This is a genomic window from Bacillus sp. FSL M7-0307 (genome assembly GCF_038627835.1).
In the GTDB taxonomy this organism is placed as follows: domain Bacteria; phylum Bacillota; class Bacilli; order Bacillales; family Bacillaceae; genus Bacillus; species Bacillus altitudinis.
The window spans coordinates 2,504,519-2,520,096 of record NZ_CP152023.1 but is presented as its reverse complement, the minus strand read 5'-3'; the positions used below and the strand labels follow the sequence as shown (position 1 = coordinate 2,520,096).

General features: G+C 36.3%; 12 protein-coding genes, 1 tRNA gene and 1 pseudogene. 12 read left to right on the top strand and 2 right to left on the bottom strand.

Features of this window, described 5'->3' with window-relative positions:
• Positions 1-6 precede the first annotated feature (6 nt).
• From MHI41_RS12880 to MHI41_RS12835, 10 genes are all read left to right on the top strand, one after another.
• Positions 7-531 carry a metallophosphoesterase gene (locus MHI41_RS12880; protein WP_008345914.1) on the top strand — a complete coding sequence of 175 codons (525 nt, stop codon included), beginning with the start codon at positions 7-9 and terminating at the stop codon, positions 529-531.
• A gap of 120 nt (positions 532-651) precedes the next feature.
• Positions 652-725, top strand: a tRNA-Arg gene (locus MHI41_RS12875).
• Positions 726-1,163: 438 nt separating this feature from the next.
• Positions 1,164-1,412, top strand: a complete 249-nt coding sequence (locus MHI41_RS12870; RefSeq protein WP_317327724.1) for a tyrosine-type recombinase/integrase — start codon at positions 1,164-1,166, stop codon at positions 1,410-1,412.
• 868 nt (positions 1,413-2,280) lie between these two features.
• Positions 2,281-3,222, top strand: coding sequence for a type I restriction enzyme HsdR N-terminal domain-containing protein (locus MHI41_RS12865; RefSeq protein ID WP_317329502.1), 942 nt, complete (start codon positions 2,281-2,283; stop codon positions 3,220-3,222).
• Positions 3,219-3,872 carry a hypothetical protein gene (locus MHI41_RS12860; protein ID WP_317327723.1) on the top strand — a complete coding sequence of 218 codons (654 nt, stop codon included), beginning with the start codon at positions 3,219-3,221 and terminating at the stop codon, positions 3,870-3,872. The genes MHI41_RS12865 and MHI41_RS12860 overlap by 4 nt, the downstream gene beginning before the upstream one ends.
• Before the next feature lie 283 nt (positions 3,873-4,155).
• Positions 4,156-4,617 carry a hypothetical protein gene (locus tag MHI41_RS12855; RefSeq protein ID WP_342494237.1) on the top strand — a complete coding sequence of 154 codons (462 nt, stop codon included), beginning with the start codon at positions 4,156-4,158 and terminating at the stop codon, positions 4,615-4,617.
• Between the two features lie 480 nt (positions 4,618-5,097).
• The gene (gene hsdR, locus MHI41_RS12850) at positions 5,098-8,304 is read left to right on the top strand and encodes a type I restriction-modification system endonuclease (RefSeq protein WP_342494236.1); all 3,207 of its coding nucleotides are present in this window, start codon (positions 5,098-5,100) and stop codon (positions 8,302-8,304) included.
• 114 nt (positions 8,305-8,418) lie between these two features.
• Positions 8,419-9,849 carry an N-6 DNA methylase gene (locus MHI41_RS12845; protein WP_342494235.1) on the top strand — a complete coding sequence of 477 codons (1,431 nt, stop codon included), beginning with the start codon at positions 8,419-8,421 and terminating at the stop codon, positions 9,847-9,849.
• Positions 9,846-11,351: a restriction endonuclease subunit S gene (locus tag MHI41_RS12840; RefSeq protein ID WP_342494234.1), complete on the top strand. Its 1,506-nt coding sequence runs from the start codon at positions 9,846-9,848 to the stop codon at positions 11,349-11,351. The genes MHI41_RS12845 and MHI41_RS12840 overlap by 4 nt, the downstream gene beginning before the upstream one ends.
• A 468-nt stretch (positions 11,352-11,819) precedes the next feature.
• The gene (locus MHI41_RS12835) at positions 11,820-12,422 is read left to right on the top strand and encodes a recombinase family protein (protein WP_061419831.1); all 603 of its coding nucleotides are present in this window, start codon (positions 11,820-11,822) and stop codon (positions 12,420-12,422) included.
• A gap of 443 nt (positions 12,423-12,865) precedes the next feature.
• Here the strand turns inward: MHI41_RS12835 and MHI41_RS12830 are convergent, their stop codons facing one another.
• Together MHI41_RS12830 and MHI41_RS12825 are read right to left on the bottom strand one after the other, a co-directional pair.
• Positions 12,866-13,255, bottom strand: coding sequence for an immunity 50 family protein (locus MHI41_RS12830; protein WP_224558517.1), 390 nt, complete (start codon positions 13,253-13,255; stop codon positions 12,866-12,868).
• Between the two features lie 20 nt (positions 13,256-13,275).
• Positions 13,276-14,886 (bottom strand): T7SS effector LXG polymorphic toxin, encoded by a 1,611-nt coding sequence (locus MHI41_RS12825; RefSeq protein ID WP_342494769.1) that lies wholly within the window; start codon positions 14,884-14,886, stop codon positions 13,276-13,278.
• A gap of 146 nt (positions 14,887-15,032) precedes the next feature.
• Here MHI41_RS12825 and MHI41_RS12820 point away from each other — a divergent pair.
• Both MHI41_RS12820 and MHI41_RS12815 read left to right on the top strand, forming a co-directional pair.
• Positions 15,033-15,173, top strand: a pseudogene (locus tag MHI41_RS12820) (DUF1668 domain-containing protein); the annotation flags it as partial.
• Between the two features lie 254 nt (positions 15,174-15,427).
• Positions 15,428-15,577, top strand: coding sequence for a teichoic acid D-Ala incorporation-associated protein DltX (locus tag MHI41_RS12815; RefSeq protein ID WP_024427820.1), 150 nt, complete (start codon positions 15,428-15,430; stop codon positions 15,575-15,577).
• Position 15,578 lies beyond the last annotated feature (1 nt).

Genomic DNA, 15,578 nt, shown 5'->3' with positions numbered 1-15,578 from the left:
GAAGCCATGAAGATACTCATCATTAGTGACAGTCATGGACTCACAGACGAACTTCAAACCATTGCCAAGAGGCATGCGGCTGAAGTGGACATGATGATTCACTGCGGAGATTCAGAACTCGAAACGAACCACCCAGCACTCGAAGGATACAAAGTCGTCAAAGGAAATTGTGACTTTATGGGCGATTTTGAAGAAGAGCTCCTGCTCCCACTGGATGGAGGCGGAAAACTATTTCTCACCCACGGACATCTGCATGGCATCAAACAATCCTTGCTCCAAGTCTACTACCGTGCAGAAGAGCTAGGCGCAGACATTATCTGCTTTGGCCACTCGCACATCCCTGGCAGTGAACTGCTAAGAGGAAAACTCCTCATTAACCCAGGCAGCGTGCACCTGCCAAGAGTGCGCAAAGAGCGCAGCTATGCTATACTGACACTAGATGGAAGCGAAGCAAACGTACAGTTTTTCACGGACGAAGGTCACGTCATACAAGACCTCGAAAACACTGTCACATTGGAAGGTATTTCATAAGGGTGCAGCATTTGCCCCTTATGAAAAAACTTTCGAAAAACCGTTGACTTTAAAGAACAATAGTAATATAATAAATCTTGTCGCTGAGGTAATACGCCAAAGCACACTACATAACAACATGTCCCAGTAGCTCAGCAGGATAGAGCAACGGCCTTCTAAGCCGTCGGTCGGGAGTTCGAATCTCTCCTGGGACGTATAATAAATCGGGTGCTAAAGCCCGTCAAATCAACCTTCTATATCGTATAGTGAAACGGTCAATATAACGGTCATGTAAGAAATTACACCGTATATCGACTTACTAACGATACAGGAGGTTTTTTGTATGACCAAAAGAAAATGATTATTAGATGTTAAGCCGGATGTTAAAGAGCTAATAGGGAAAATATCCGCTGCTAAACCTGCCCCTTCAAAACCTGCCCCTTCAAAACCAAAGAAAGAACAGTCTTCTACGATTAATGACACAATTATAAATGTTCTTGAAGTGATTACTAGGCAAATGAAAGGGAGCTGTAATAGAAGCCATATGATAAGTGATAATGTCCTTCATACAGAGCATTTTCAAAGCACAACAAATGTACAATATATTGCGGATATAACAGTCGACACTATATATAAATGGATAGATAGCATGAATGAGTAATCAAACCAAACTAACATGTCTGAAATGTCTCAAGGCTTTTCTCTCCCGATGTTTTGATAAAGGTTGGATTGAAATGAAGTTCTGGGAGACAATTAATATAAAGGTTGATCAAGAGGTGAAGGAGGTGCCTCATGCTTTACGACGGGGGTTTGCAAAGTCCTTGTTAGATAAAAAGGCGAATGTTGCTATGATTTCCAAAGCATTGGGACATAGTGATATATCGGTAACCAAACAATTTTGATTCGAATAGGATCAAGTATTTAAAAATTATGAAACAATATGCTCCGATGTGGGAGTTGCTATTGAAATTCTTTAGATGCTCAAGCTGCCTCAAATTAAATCCAAATGAAGTTGAAGTAAAGCAATCATACCTACTATAGTTAAAATTGATGGAGTTGAATTTGAAGCCCCAAATGAATCAAAGAAGACTAACCCATTAGTAACTTTCCAAGCCATCCGCTTTATAACTGAAGGCTAAAACAATAAGCAATTGTTATCAAAAGATGAGTATTGTGTGAAAATCACTCTGAGAAGAGTCTCTTAATAGAGACTCTTTTCTCTTTTTGTGAACTGGTTGAGTGGACAATGGGTCAGAACTAGTAATATCGAATTACACTAACTAATAAATCCTGTCTTTTATTTTGTCAGAAACAAAATTACCTATTTGTTTTGCAAGAAAGATATTTTTACAGTATACCTTTCTATTTATGAGAGTAGCATGAAAAGTGCTGCTCTTTTTTTATAAATATGTTATGATTTCCCTGTAAAGTGTTATAAGAAGTACTTTAATTATGAAGATAGCCGTAGTAAGTTTTATTAAATTAAAAGCTAATTATCTATGTTAGTGCAAAATAGATGTATCGAGAATAATCATTAAAGTTTTAACTTTTAGATATTGAGAAACTCTCTATAGTAAGAAGTAATCCTTTTGGAGAGGATGTAATTACAGAGTAAGAGTTATCCTTAATAGACTATTTTTTTTACAATTAAAATTTAATATTTTCAAATTAATAAACAAGTATTTTTTTCTGTGGATAGCTACAGGTTTATAATGGTTAATTATAGGTGGTATTTTAGTTGTTAGTTGTAATGGAGGATCGGTGATTAGTATGATTATGAAGGAAGCAGATATATTACACAAGATTTTACACCCTATTGTCTTACAGGCGGGATATAGAAATGAAGAAGTATCACTGGATTATATGATTACATCTAATATTGGCGGTGGTGAGATTAGGTTAAAACCAGATATAGTTTTATTTAGTGAAGAGGACAAAAAGACTCCTTTGCTGGTAATTGAAATGAAATCTTCTTACTCACTAACAGGAGAAAAACTGGAAAAAACTATAGGTCAAACACTCTTTTATTCAAAGGAAATAGGTTTACCTATTTTCGCAATTACTGATGGTATTTCTTTTTATTTATATTCAGAAAATAAAAATTTATTAGTCAAAATAGATTCACTTGAAAATGAGAGAGAAAGATTAGTAGATTTACTTTCTAAAGATAATTTGAAGGAGTTTATTGGAGGATTAAAGGTAGATAAAAATAAAATATCAAGTGTTATCGAATTAGAAAGAGAATGGTTATCACAAATAGATGAAGAGGTATTATTTTTAGAGGATGCAAATTATGAAATCAAAAACATTGGTAGGAAGGTTATAAGCTATCTTGGGGAAAAAGTTTTTGGTAAATTTTGCGAAAAAGAAGAAATTCCACATAGAAAGGTCAATCTAGATTCTAGTTTTGACTTTATAGTGGGTTTAGAAAAAGTTGAGGTTAAAGCAACATTAGTAGATAATAAATCAAATAGGAATATATTTATATATCAACAAGACAAGTCAGCTGTAACGATAATTTGTATCGCAATATATGTAGATTTAGACGATGAAGCACTTCTTGGATATAATTTTAAACATGCAGAGGTCATTGGGTACGCTAGAACCGATGAATTAGAGGATAATGGACGTACAGTTCGATTAATTAGACAATCTGAATTATCACCAATTAATAAATGGACTGAGAGTGTAAAAGGAGGAGTTAGTCGATGAACCTCCTAGAATTATTTGAAGAAGAGGATATTGAGGAATTAGAGATTCAACATAAAAGAATTGGTTTGAAGGTATTACAACGAGCAGTTGAGAAAATGACTCTATCTGGAAAGGTTAAACAACAATTACAAATAGTTCTTATCTCTCAGCTTCATAAAGATAAGGTAGGAACTATTGTGGAAGAAATAGTTGAAGCGAGAAGAGCGATTAATACTAACTTTAAAGCTATTAGGGTAAAAGAAGTATTTGAATCAAATGAAAAAGTAATTTATTTATTAAAACCATGTAATACTGAATCGGACTTTAACAATTTCATACTTATACTGGCAGGTATAATAGATAAAGATTTACCTAAATTTAACAACATAGTAACTCTGCCTGATGATAGAAAAGGGTCTATTAATGCATTTGAACAATATTTAAAAGATACATATGGTGAAGGCGGATTTAATCAAAATATAATTCAAAACCTTAGAGATATAATGGTTCTCCGCAGCAAAAAGTTCCCTACTCATTCAGATACACCAGATTGGATAAAAAAAGTTAATACATTAGGTTTTGACTTTCCTGTAAATGACTGGGGAGGTTTGAGTTTCAAATGTCTAGAACTATACCTTGAATCTCTCACTAATATTAAAATCACATTCTAGTAACATGTTTTTTAGAAATGAATGTACTTAAACTGAAATGGAAAAACTGTGATTTTTTTCGGTAAACTTTATATGAGCATACTGCACTTGAGGTGAGGAAGAGTTTCAAAGATGTACTAAAAAACTAATTGAAGAAGAAAGCGCTTTTATACTATTGTTTGTGGAAATATCATAGGGATAATAAGGAGTTTATAGAGAATGAAATGACGTCCTGCCGTGGTAAGGGGGAAATACCTCCTACGGCTTCCAGGGAGATAATTTATTTTAGGGAGGATAAATCATAATGAGTAAATTTGAAGAGAATTACACACAACATTCGGTTTATATTGAAGATTCGTTAGGTAATAAAGTTCAGAAAGCTCGAGAAGGTAAAGGAGATAAGCAGAAAATTTTTAATGATGCCCTTACTATGTATTTCAATCGTGAAAAGCAAATTGAATCTTTATTTAGGTTATTGGATGAATTGGTGGACAAGCAACTTGCATTGAATGGAGTTATTAAAGTGTTAGGTGCGGATGAAAATCATGGTATGCTGGACGAAGCGATTAAACAGATTGAAATGATGATTGTTAAGGCTTTTGGCGGGAATGAAGGGCATTATAGACATATCAGTGGTACAGACCTTTTCTATAACTATGAGTGGTATGAAGATGAAGACTATAAAAAAAACTTGGTTAATTATATCAAACGTACAGTTGAAAATGATTGGACAAATGAAATGGCCATGACGATAGTACGGGCTTAATAAAAGGGGAGATATTCCCTTCCCTTTCTAGAAGTTACCTTAAAGCTGATTTGAATTTCTGATAGTTGTCATAGTAGCGTCGATACTCTCCAAGTTCTTTTTCTAGTTATCCTGTTTTTGTATCAAATAAGCTATCAAAATGAGTAGCTGCTTTTTGGTCAGTTTCCTCAATGACATGAGCGTAAATGGATCCAAAATGTATAAAATGAAAATAGGCTTATATATGAAGGCAGCAAATAAATATATTTAAAGTAGAAAAGCCCTTCCTATTCGGAGGAGCTTTTCATTGTAATTCATCGCTCTCCAATTCCCATGGTGTTCTTGCCGATAAAAAGTTTAAAAGCACAAAAAGATGATGTGAAATTTGTTGATCAAACACCAATGTCACTTAACTTTGTCAGTTGTGGATTAAGACTACCTAATTTTTGTATAAATATAGTATAATAAACATATAAAACCTTTTGGGAAACGGTGATAATGATGAATAGCAATTTTTCTTTTTTTCAAGGGAAGTGGGCAGTACTTTCCAATTTAGGAGAAACAGCTGAGAAAAATGTATATCATGACCCACATACAACAGTAATGAAACTACGGTTATTTGCCGAAACATTAACAAAATTTATTCTAGCCGCTGAAAATATTAAGGAAGCATATGGCACGAAACAAGTAGAGCGCATCAATATATTACGTCGAGAAGGAATACTTGAACCAGAGTTAATAGATATCGTTGAAACGCTTCGTCGCAAAGGGAATGTGGCCATGCATGAAGCAGGTTATCAAAAAACAGAAGAAGCGAAATCTTTATTGCATTTGGCTTTTCGTTTGTCGACTTGGTTTATGGAGGTATACGGTGATTGGAATTTTCAAGCTCCAGAGTACATAGAGCCAAATAAACAAACAGGAATAGATACACGACAGCTCCAACAAGAGTATGAAGTGAAAGTGAGGCAGCTTGAAGAGGAATTAGAGACAATTCGCCATCAAGCTGAATTAGAGCAAGCAGATGAGAAAATGAAACGTAGAAAAGCGTCCAAAAACTTCATGCGTAGGCAGCAGCTGACTGAAGATGAAACACGTATCATCATTGATCAGAAGTTACGTGCTGCTGGATGGGAAGTAGACACGAATTTACTAAACTATAAAAAAAACAGGACGCTACCAGAGAAAAACAAACATATGGCCATTGCTGAGTGGAAGGTCGATGGCGGCTGGGTTGATTATGCATTGTTTATTGGACTCAAGCTTGTTGGTTTCATTGAAGCAAAAGCAGAAAAGAAAACGATTCCTGGGGCATTAGATAGTCAAACAAAAGTGTACGCGAAAAATGTCATGCAAGTAGAAGATGAACAGATTACACCAACAACTGGTGATTATCAAGTCCCATTCTTATATGCAACAAATGGTCGCCCTTATTTAAGACAGCTTCAAGAGGAATCGGGTATTTGGTTCTGGGATTCACGCAAACCATTTGAACATGCACGTCCGCTTGAAGGGTGGCATTCACCAGAAGATTTACAGCTTCTTCTTAGCCAAGATGATAAGGATGCGGATAAGCGTCTAGAAGAAGATGATATAACGAAGTTTGGATTGCGTCACTATCAGCAGAATGCGGTTCTGGCTGCAGAAAAGTCGTTAAAAGAGGGAAACAGAAGAATGCTTATTGCAATGGCTACAGGAACTGGAAAAACTCGTACCGCTATTGCGCTTATGTATCGCTTAATTAAGTCTAAAAAGTGTCGCCGCATTCTTTTTCTTGTCGATCGTAATTCACTCGGTAAACAAACAGAGGATTCACTGAAAGATACGAAAATTGAAGGTTACTCGTTTGCTGATATATATGATGTGAAGTCATTAGGCGATCTCACACCGGAAGTTGAAACGAAGGTGCAGATTGCAACCGTGCAGGGAATGGTTCGCAGACTTTTTTATAACGATAGCGAAAAGCTTCCAAGCGTCGGGCAATATGATTTCATCATTGTAGATGAGGCGCATCGAGGCTATACAAGTGATAGAGAAATGACAGAGGAAGAATTGGAATTCCGTGATCAGAATGATTATATTAGTCAATATCGGCGCGTTATCGATTATTTTGATGCGGCATGTTTAGGGCTTACCGCAACACCTGCTCTACATACAACAGACATTTTCGGTATGCCAATTTTTAAATATTCATATAGCGAAGCAGTGTTGGACGGATATCTAGTGGACCATGAGCCCCCTTATTTGTTTAAAACAGAACTCTCACAAGTGGGCATCACCTTTGAAAAAGATGAGGAAGTAGAAGTATATGATGTTGATAAAGGGGAGATTCAACTAGAAAAAGTAGAAGATACTGTGCACTTTGAAGTGGAGCAGTTTAATAAAAAAGTCATTACAGAACCATTTAACCGTGCAGTTTTAAATAAATTAGTTGATTATATTGACCCTGCAGGTAAAGAAAAAACGCTCATCTTTGCAGCTACTGATCAACACGCAGATCTTGTTGTTCGCTTATTAAAAGAAGCCTTTAAAGAACGTGGTGATGACATTGAAGATGATGCCATTATGAAAATCACTGGCTATATCTACAAGCCATTAGATGCCATTAAACGGTTTAAAAATGAGCGACTACCTAATGTCGTTGTTACAGTTGATTTACTTACAACAGGTATTGATGTGCCGCCGATCACAAATTTGGTGTTTTTAAGAAGAATACAATCTCGTATTCTCTATGATCAAATGCTTGGCCGTGCGACTCGTCTCTGCCCAGAGATTGGGAAAACACACTTTAACATCTACGATGCCGTTGGAATATATGACAAGTTGCAACATTATACAGAAATGAAACCAGTTGTGAAGAAACAAAACTATAGTATTGGTGAGTTGTATGATTCTCTTATAAATGCGACGACTAATGAGGAAGCTTCATTTTATCGTGATCAATTAGTAGCGAAAATTCAGCGTCGCAAACAAAGATTTGACGAAGAAGGCATTGGGAAGTTTGAAGAATTATCAAATGGAAAACATGTGGATGAATGGGTGAAGGAAATTCAAACATACTCACCACAAGAAGCCACCCAGCATAATATCCTATTTGAATACATGGAAACGTACCAAGTAACACGTGAAAAACGCTATATATCTGATAAGGAAGATGAAGTAACAGACGTCATTCGTGGGTATGGTGAAGGGAACAAGCGACCAGAAGATTATCTGGATGGTTTTGTTCGATTTATCAAAGAAAATATCAATGAAATTCCCGCTTTGCATCTGATCTGTACACGACCAAAAGATCTAACGAGACAAGATTTGCGAGAACTTATGACGATTTTAGAAACAAAAGGCTTTAAGCAATCTCATTTACAAACCGCTTGGAAACAGACAAAAAATGAGGACATTGCAGCAGATATTATTAGTTTTATTCGCCAAGCTGCATTAGGTGAAGCACTCGTTGACCATGAAGCACGTATTAAACAGGCAATGCATAAAGTGTATTCACTGCATGATTGGACGCCAAGGCAAAAGAAGTGGTTAGAGAGAATAGAAAAGCAATTACTTCAAGTGCCTGTTCTTGCGCCTACCGCAGAAGAGGCATTCTCGGAAGAGCCTTTTAGAACGTCTGGTGGCTACAAATTACTGAAACGTGAATTCGGTGATGATATTGATCAAATTGTGAATACGATCAATGAGAACCTTTATATCAGCTAACGACGGTGCCTCTTCATTGAGGCACTTTTTTGGGTTATAATGAAAAGGTTCGCTTTCAACTAAAAATCATCAAATTTGATTTAATAGATTAGAAGCTTTTCAGGAGGAAAAAAGATGAATAACCAAGAAATCGTTCAAAAATTATGGAATTTATGCAATGTACTTCGTGATGATGGTATTACATATCAACAATATGTCACGGAGTTAACCTATATTTTATTTTTAAAAATGATGAAAGAACAGCAAACAGAAAATGTAATACCTGAAGGATATAGATGGGATGATTTGCTAGAAAAAGAAGGGGTAGAACTCAAAACATTTTATCAACATCTTTTAATTAAGCTGGGTAATAGCGAGAATGCTCAATTGCGTCAGATTTACACGGATGCTGCTACAAGTATTACAGAACCAAAGAATCTAGAGAAAATTCTGAAGACCATTGATGGCCTTGATTGGTACAACGCAAAAGAAGAAGGTTTAGGTAATTTATATGAAGGCTTGTTAGAAAAAAACGCAAGCGAAACAAAATCAGGTGCTGGTCAATACTTTACACCGCGTGTATTAATTGATGTAATGGTGCAGCTGATTGACCCTAAACCTGGAGAAAGATGCAATGACCCTGCAGCTGGTACATTTGGTTTTATGATTGCGGCAGACCAGTATCTGAAAAATAAGACAGATAACTATTATGATTTAGATCCACAACTGGGCGTTTTCCAAAAGAAAGAAGCATTTACTGGCATGGAACTCGTCACAGGGACTCATCGTCTTGCTCTAATGAATGCATTACTTCATGATATCGAAGGGCGACTGGAACAAGGGGATTCGTTATCTAGTAATGGAAAATGGATGAAAAACTTTGATGTCATTTTAACCAATCCACCATTTGGGACGAAGAAAGGTGGAGAGAGCGTCTCCCGTGATGACCTGACGTTTGCAACTTCCAATAAACAGCTGAACTTCCTACAGTTAATTTATAACGCTTTAAAAGACGATGGTCATGCACGCGCAGCAGTTGTATTACCTGATAATGTCTTGTTTGAAAGTGGGGTTGGTGCACAGATTCGACGTGATTTGATGAATAAATGTAACTTACACACAATTTTACGATTACCAACAGGGATTTTTTATGCTCAAGGTGTAAAAACAAATGTCTTGTTCTTTACAAGAGGAACAACAGACCAAGATAACACGAAAGATGTTTGGGTATATGACCTTCGTACAAATATGACTTCATTTGGAAAACGTAATCAGCTAACAATGGCTCATTTTGAAAATTTCATGAAAGCCTATGTGGCAGAAGACCGTTGGAAAATAGAAGATGAACGCTGGAACATGTTTACACGAGAAGATATTGCAAAAAAAGATGATAGTTTAGATATCGGATTGATTGCAGATGCATCGCTATCCTCCTATGAAAACTTACCAGACCCAATCGAATCAGCAGAAGAAGCGATTGTGAAACTTCAACAAGCAATGGATTTATTAAATGAAGTAGTTGAGGAGTTACGTGCTGTTGAAGGTGACGAGGTGGTCATAAAATGAGTAAGAAAAAAAAGACCATTGAGGAATTGTTAGAAGAAGTGTTAGTTTCAGAAGAAGGACCTTCCGTTGAAGCATCTACAAATTGGGTATTTACAAAACTCGGTAATGTCGTTAATAGTGTAAAAGGGAAAAAACCTAAAGAATTATTGGGAAATAAAGGGGAAGGTACTATACCGTATGTAACAATTAGCTATCTAACAAAAGGTGTTACAGAGGAAACCCAGTATGTCCCTGAGCAGATATCTAAGGTCAAATGTAATAAAGATGACGTACTAATGGTTTGGGATGGTGCTAGGTCAGGACTTGTAGGAAAAGGTGTTGAAGGTGAAATTGGTTCTACTTTAGTTAGGTTAGATAGCAAAAGAATTGATAAGGATTATCTTTATTATTTTTTGCTGTCTAAGTATGACTATATTAACTCCAACCATAGAGGAACTGGTATTCCTCATGTCAATCCCGAAGTATTATGGAATATCACTTTTCCGCTTCCGCCCCTAAATGAACAAAAACGTATTGCTGGGAAAGTAGAGCGTCTTTTAGGTAAAATTGAAGAGGTCGAAAAGAAGATAAAAGATTTGCCTAATTTACTTGATCGACTTCGTAAAAGTTTATTGGAAGCAGCTTTTCTTGGTGAATTATCAGAAGCTTGGAGGATAAGTACTGAAAATATAGAATCGGTTACGAAACTAATTGAACGAGTTAACAAAGACAGAGAACAAAAGATTCTTAAGGAAAAAAAGATGGCGAAGATAGAAGGTAGAAGTCCGAGAAGGATAAAGTCTGGAAAAGTAATGGAGGAAGATGTCAATCTGCCAAACATTCCAGATACATGGGTATGGGATATTTTTCAAAATGTTGCCGATATTCAAGGTGGAGTAACTAAAGGTAAAAAATACGGTAATAAGAGTAAAGTTTCAGTTCCATACTTGAGAGTAGCAAATGTTCAAGAAGGCTATTTGTATTTTGACGAGGTAAAAGAGATAGCTGTATCACAGGAAGATGTGAATAAATATCAGTTGGCGATAGGCGATCTATTAATCACTGAAGGGGGAGATCGTGATAAATTAGGTAGATGTGCTATTTGGAACAATGAAATTCCTGGTTGTATACATCAAAATCATATTTATAGGGCTAGATTGTATGCGGGACTTAAACCTGAATACATTTCTTATATGTTAAGAACGCGTTTTGCAAAAACATACTTTTTTGATAACGCTAGCCAGTCAGTAAATTTAGCGTCTATTAATATGACAGTGTTAGGTAAATTGCCTATTCCTATTCCTCCTGAGGAAGAACAAGAAAAAATAGTTGAAGTCATAAATTATTATTTCAACATCTTTGGTAAAGTTGAAGAGGAATACTACCAGGTAAAAGAAAAATTAGACACATTAAAACAATCCATCCTCTCCAAAGCCTTTCAAGGTGAACTTGGCACAGACGATCCAAGTGATGAAAATGCAATTGAGTTATTAAAAGAAATACTACAAGAACAAGTGAAATAGTTGTAAGAAGGCATCCAAATTAGTTGGATGCTTTTTTGATGCGTACATGCCAAGTTGTGGTATTGGGTATGTTGGTGTCTTGGTTTGATACAGAACCACTCTTATTCACAAACTGACAATCGGTAAATTTCCGACACGATTCACATTATCAATATGATTTAGCACGGCAAAATAACAAGAATTGCAGTGAAACCCCATTCGTGTTCGAGAATGATGACGATAGCAAAGATGTAACCTTTTAAGTGATGTCAAAGAAAAGATACCGCTGCCTTTATCACATTATTTTCGATAAGTTGCCTGTTTCAAAAGGTTGCATTTTTTGCGACGTACTTTGTAGAACGGTAGAATAAGGGTGCGGGTAGACTCATATGGTATCTGATTAATTTTTGATACGCATCATAATTGATATTGACCTTTTGAAACAAGGGCGTTACGATTAGAGTATCAAATAACAAGGCGGAATTAATTATGGATAACAAAGAATTTGGATACGTTAGAGTAAGCAGCAAAGATCAAAACGAAGCACGACAACTGGATAGTATGTATGCTCTTGGAATTGATGAGCGTGATATTCATATAGATAAGCAAAGCGGGAAAGACTTCAATAGACCTCAGTACCAAGCTTTGAAATTGCGTTTGCGTAAAGGAGATACGTTATACATACATTCATTAGATAGGCTAGGTCGTAACAAAGAGATGATTCTGAACGAGTGGAAAGATATCACACAGAACATCAAAGCACATATTGTTGTAATGGATATGCCCTTGTTGGATACACGGAAATACAATGACTCCATCGGTTCTTTCGTGGCTGACTTGGTGTTACAGGTATTATCGTGGGTTGCTGAAGAAGAGAGAACCAAGATTAAGATTCGTCAAGCTGAAGGGATAGCTGCAGCTAAGGCACAGGGCAAACACCTTGGAAGACCTAAAACAACTATTACAACTGAGTTTGAGCAGGCTTATAAACAATGGAAAGCAGGAGAAGTTACAGCGGTTGAAGCAATGAAGAAATCAAGTATGACTAAGGCTACATTCTATCGCAGAGTTAAGGAATATGAAGAAAGCTAAAGGATTCCTATTACTTCTCTCTTTCTTTATATAAAGGATATGGGGGGATATTTCCACATTTTCACTGGCGACATGAAAGGGATAAACCTATAGTCGGTTCATCCACACACCATGAAAAAATTGACTTTTTCGAAACGAATCTAATTATAGTCTATTTGAACGTGAACGAATAGCGGATATATAAAGTAGCTCAGCAGGATAGAGCAACGGCCTTCTAGGCCGTCGATCGGGAGTTCGAATCTCTACTGGGACGTATGATGATTTGAAACTGTTAAAAAGCCAAAAACATTGATGAATCAAAGTTTCTGGCTTTTTTATTTTTTTCCTATTGTTTAACAAAGTATTTTAGCGATCTTTTATGACTCGAGTCCAACAGGATGGTCAGGCTAAAATCAACTTTAAAGTGGATTTAATATTTGGTGTTTATGAAAACGAAAGTTATCTTAAGAACCAATTAGCCCCGGAGAAATTTGTTCAACCCTTGCCCAATCAAATATGGTTTCGATTTGCATTTGATTCTTACAATTTATTTTTAGAAATCCTTCATTCTCTGTTGTGCTAATCTCAAAATGATCAATTATATTATTATTTCCTAAATGATTAATTTTTAAATCTGTTACACCAATGAATGATAATTCAACGTAGACAACATCAAAATTCCCCCAACGTTTAGGTTTATTCTTCACGGAGTCCTTTGTCATTAGTCTTATAAATAGGGTAGGACCATCTCTGTTTAAATCAATATTCATGATCTCTGCATTTTTAAATTGTGGGATCTCCCCAAAAATTTGAGTCATCGCTTGTGGGTTCATAAACTTTTCTTCTCTAATCATTTGGAAACTCCTCGTTTGGGTTATTTATTGTTTCTTCTTTCAAAATAATAATGGTCTTCTACACCTTCAACTTTACCATTGCGTGTGTTGTTTTCAGGTCTTACATTGTGGTGTGAAGGTTGGTTTCCGACGCCTCCTTCTCCAAAATCGTGACCATTTGAATGATCCTGAATAACAATCTTTTTACCATTAACATCATACGTAAGTTCTCTCGTAAGGATGGGTTGGTTTTTTTCATTTAATATTCGTTTTCCATTCTTATCTGTTAAGGGCACCATCTTTTGACTTTCAGGATTCTGTGTTCTTGGTATATTTAATTGGCGTTTAATTTCTTTTAAACTAGCTTTTCTAGATTCATGATGGTTTTTATTTAAGTTTTTCTGTACGTCTAGTGTTGCTTTAGTTTTTAATTTATTACTTACACTATTTAGCCCAAAGGGCAAAAGCATCCCCAGCGCCGCATTCATACTCGCTTCCTGCTGTTCTTTCGAGACTTTATTTCCAAACATGTCTCGACCCGTAATCGCTTCGCTGAAGCCGTTAGTTGCGGTGAGTCCATATAAGCCTTTTTGTGATGTTTTCAACGCATCGAAAGACTTCTGTGATGTCTTGTAAATGTCGACTGCTCTGACTGCGGCTGACGTGGCTTGAGTCGTTTTATAGACGGCTTTTCCGCCTTTGAAAATCCGGCCTGCCCAGCCGACAATCGGAATGTAGCCTGCTGCTGCCATGCCGCCTGAGGCGACTCGCTGTCCTGCGGTGAGTTCTTCTCCTGTGATTGGATCGACACCTGTTGCGGCACGTTTTGCATCGTTCGCGCCTGTCAGTTCATTGACGATATTTCCTCCGTAATCAAGAGCTTTTTCATACCACGGACGGTTGGCGAGCGCTTCTTGTTCCTTTGCGATCTTGCGGGCTTCTCCTTGATCTTTTTTGATTTTTAGATATTCAGAAGTTTGCTTCTCAATATCGCTTTTTGCCTTGTAGATTTCGCTATTTTGATACGCTTTCTTGTCAAAATTCATAGGCGAAATGGATTTTCCGTCATTTGTCGCATTCATCATTTCTGCGTACAATGCCATTGTAGCCTGCTGCTCCGTCTCTGACAAAGCATATTCATCTTTTAGATTTTGATCAAGCTCTATTAAATCTTTTACTGTCTTTTTTCGTTCATCTTCCGCATCTTCGATCTTTTCATCAAAGGTTTGGCTATCAAATACCTCCAGTGAAATGAGGTCATCAATATCTTGAAAAATCGTTTTGAGTGCCTTTTTTTGATCTTTTACAATGCTTTTAGCATTTTTTATACCCATATGGACAGCATTCTCTAAAAAGTGTTCTTCTACGAAGGTATCGCCGCCAAAGTTTGTATCATCAAGTGTCCCAGAAACACCTTCATGAAAGGCTTTTTGTTTATCAATGAAGCTGATGAACATGTCCACATTTCCGGCGAGTTCTTTGTAGAAGCTTTTAATGTTATCGGCACCTTTTCCAGTGAAGTCGTCACCGAGATTGGCAACACCTTGAAGTGCTTTTTTTAAATCTATCATTTGTTCGCGGAGTGCCTGATAGTGTTTTGCCCTTGTATCCATGGCACTGGTTAGTGCTTTTGCATCAAGTATTTTACCCAGAAAGGTTCACTCCCTTCTCAAATAAGTATGTTTATTTTAACAATATAAAAAAATGTAATGAATAGGAAAAAAGTAGTGAGTGCTAAAGCTCTAAATACTAGATTGGTCAACACACTGCTGAAGTAATTTGACCTTTCCATCCTGGCAAAAAGCGAGATGCCGGCGAAGGTCCTGGGTTTTATGAAATTGACGAGCATGACAACAACAAAGGCCCTTTTGAAAGTAAAAAGGACTATGTGGTATTCAACAACATTCTCATGTTCGAAGTGAATAAATATAAAAAGTAAATAACATCAAAGCCATCTAGTCTAACTAGGTGGCTTTTGCGTTTGTTCGACAGCTTTCACCAATTTTAAGGCAAATTTAAGCTTCTATTTCATTTCAATTACATTAAATCTTTGTTACAATAAGACAGCTTTGCCTGAAGACACGTTCATACTTTGGACATCTTTTTTTCATCAATTCTTAAAATTTTTATGTTTTGATATGAAACTCTTTTGATGATCCATGCGTCTTTATAAGTGTCAAAAGAAAAGAGGTTATCAATATGCTATTCAAAAAGCTATCAGAAAATAAGTCTGTAAAATGGATAGGATATACAAGCTTTTACTTACTTATTTTGCTATTATTGTTCTTTATTTACGGATTCCATACAGCAAATACGGGATCATTCATTTACAACGATTTTTAAT

Excerpts from the sequence above, each read along its gene's own strand:
- MHI41_RS12880 (WP_008345914.1), top strand. The coding sequence starts at position 7 with ATGAAGATACTCATCATTAGTGACAGTCATGGACTCACAGACGAACTT.
- MHI41_RS12870 (WP_317327724.1), top strand. The coding sequence starts at position 1,164 with ATGAGTAATCAAACCAAACTAACATGTCTGAAATGTCTCAAGGCTTTT.
- MHI41_RS12865 (WP_317329502.1), top strand. The coding sequence starts at position 2,281 with ATGATTATGAAGGAAGCAGATATATTACACAAGATTTTACACCCTATT.
- MHI41_RS12860 (WP_317327723.1), top strand. The coding sequence starts at position 3,219 with ATGAACCTCCTAGAATTATTTGAAGAAGAGGATATTGAGGAATTAGAG.
- MHI41_RS12855 (WP_342494237.1), top strand. The coding sequence starts at position 4,156 with ATGAGTAAATTTGAAGAGAATTACACACAACATTCGGTTTATATTGAA.
- hsdR (WP_342494236.1), top strand. The coding sequence starts at position 5,098 with ATGAATAGCAATTTTTCTTTTTTTCAAGGGAAGTGGGCAGTACTTTCC.
- MHI41_RS12845 (WP_342494235.1), top strand. The coding sequence starts at position 8,419 with ATGAATAACCAAGAAATCGTTCAAAAATTATGGAATTTATGCAATGTA.
- MHI41_RS12840 (WP_342494234.1), top strand. The coding sequence starts at position 9,846 with ATGAGTAAGAAAAAAAAGACCATTGAGGAATTGTTAGAAGAAGTGTTA.
- MHI41_RS12835 (WP_061419831.1), top strand. The coding sequence starts at position 11,820 with ATGGATAACAAAGAATTTGGATACGTTAGAGTAAGCAGCAAAGATCAA.
- MHI41_RS12830 (WP_224558517.1), bottom strand. The coding sequence starts at position 13,255 with ATGATTAGAGAAGAAAAGTTTATGAACCCACAAGCGATGACTCAAATT.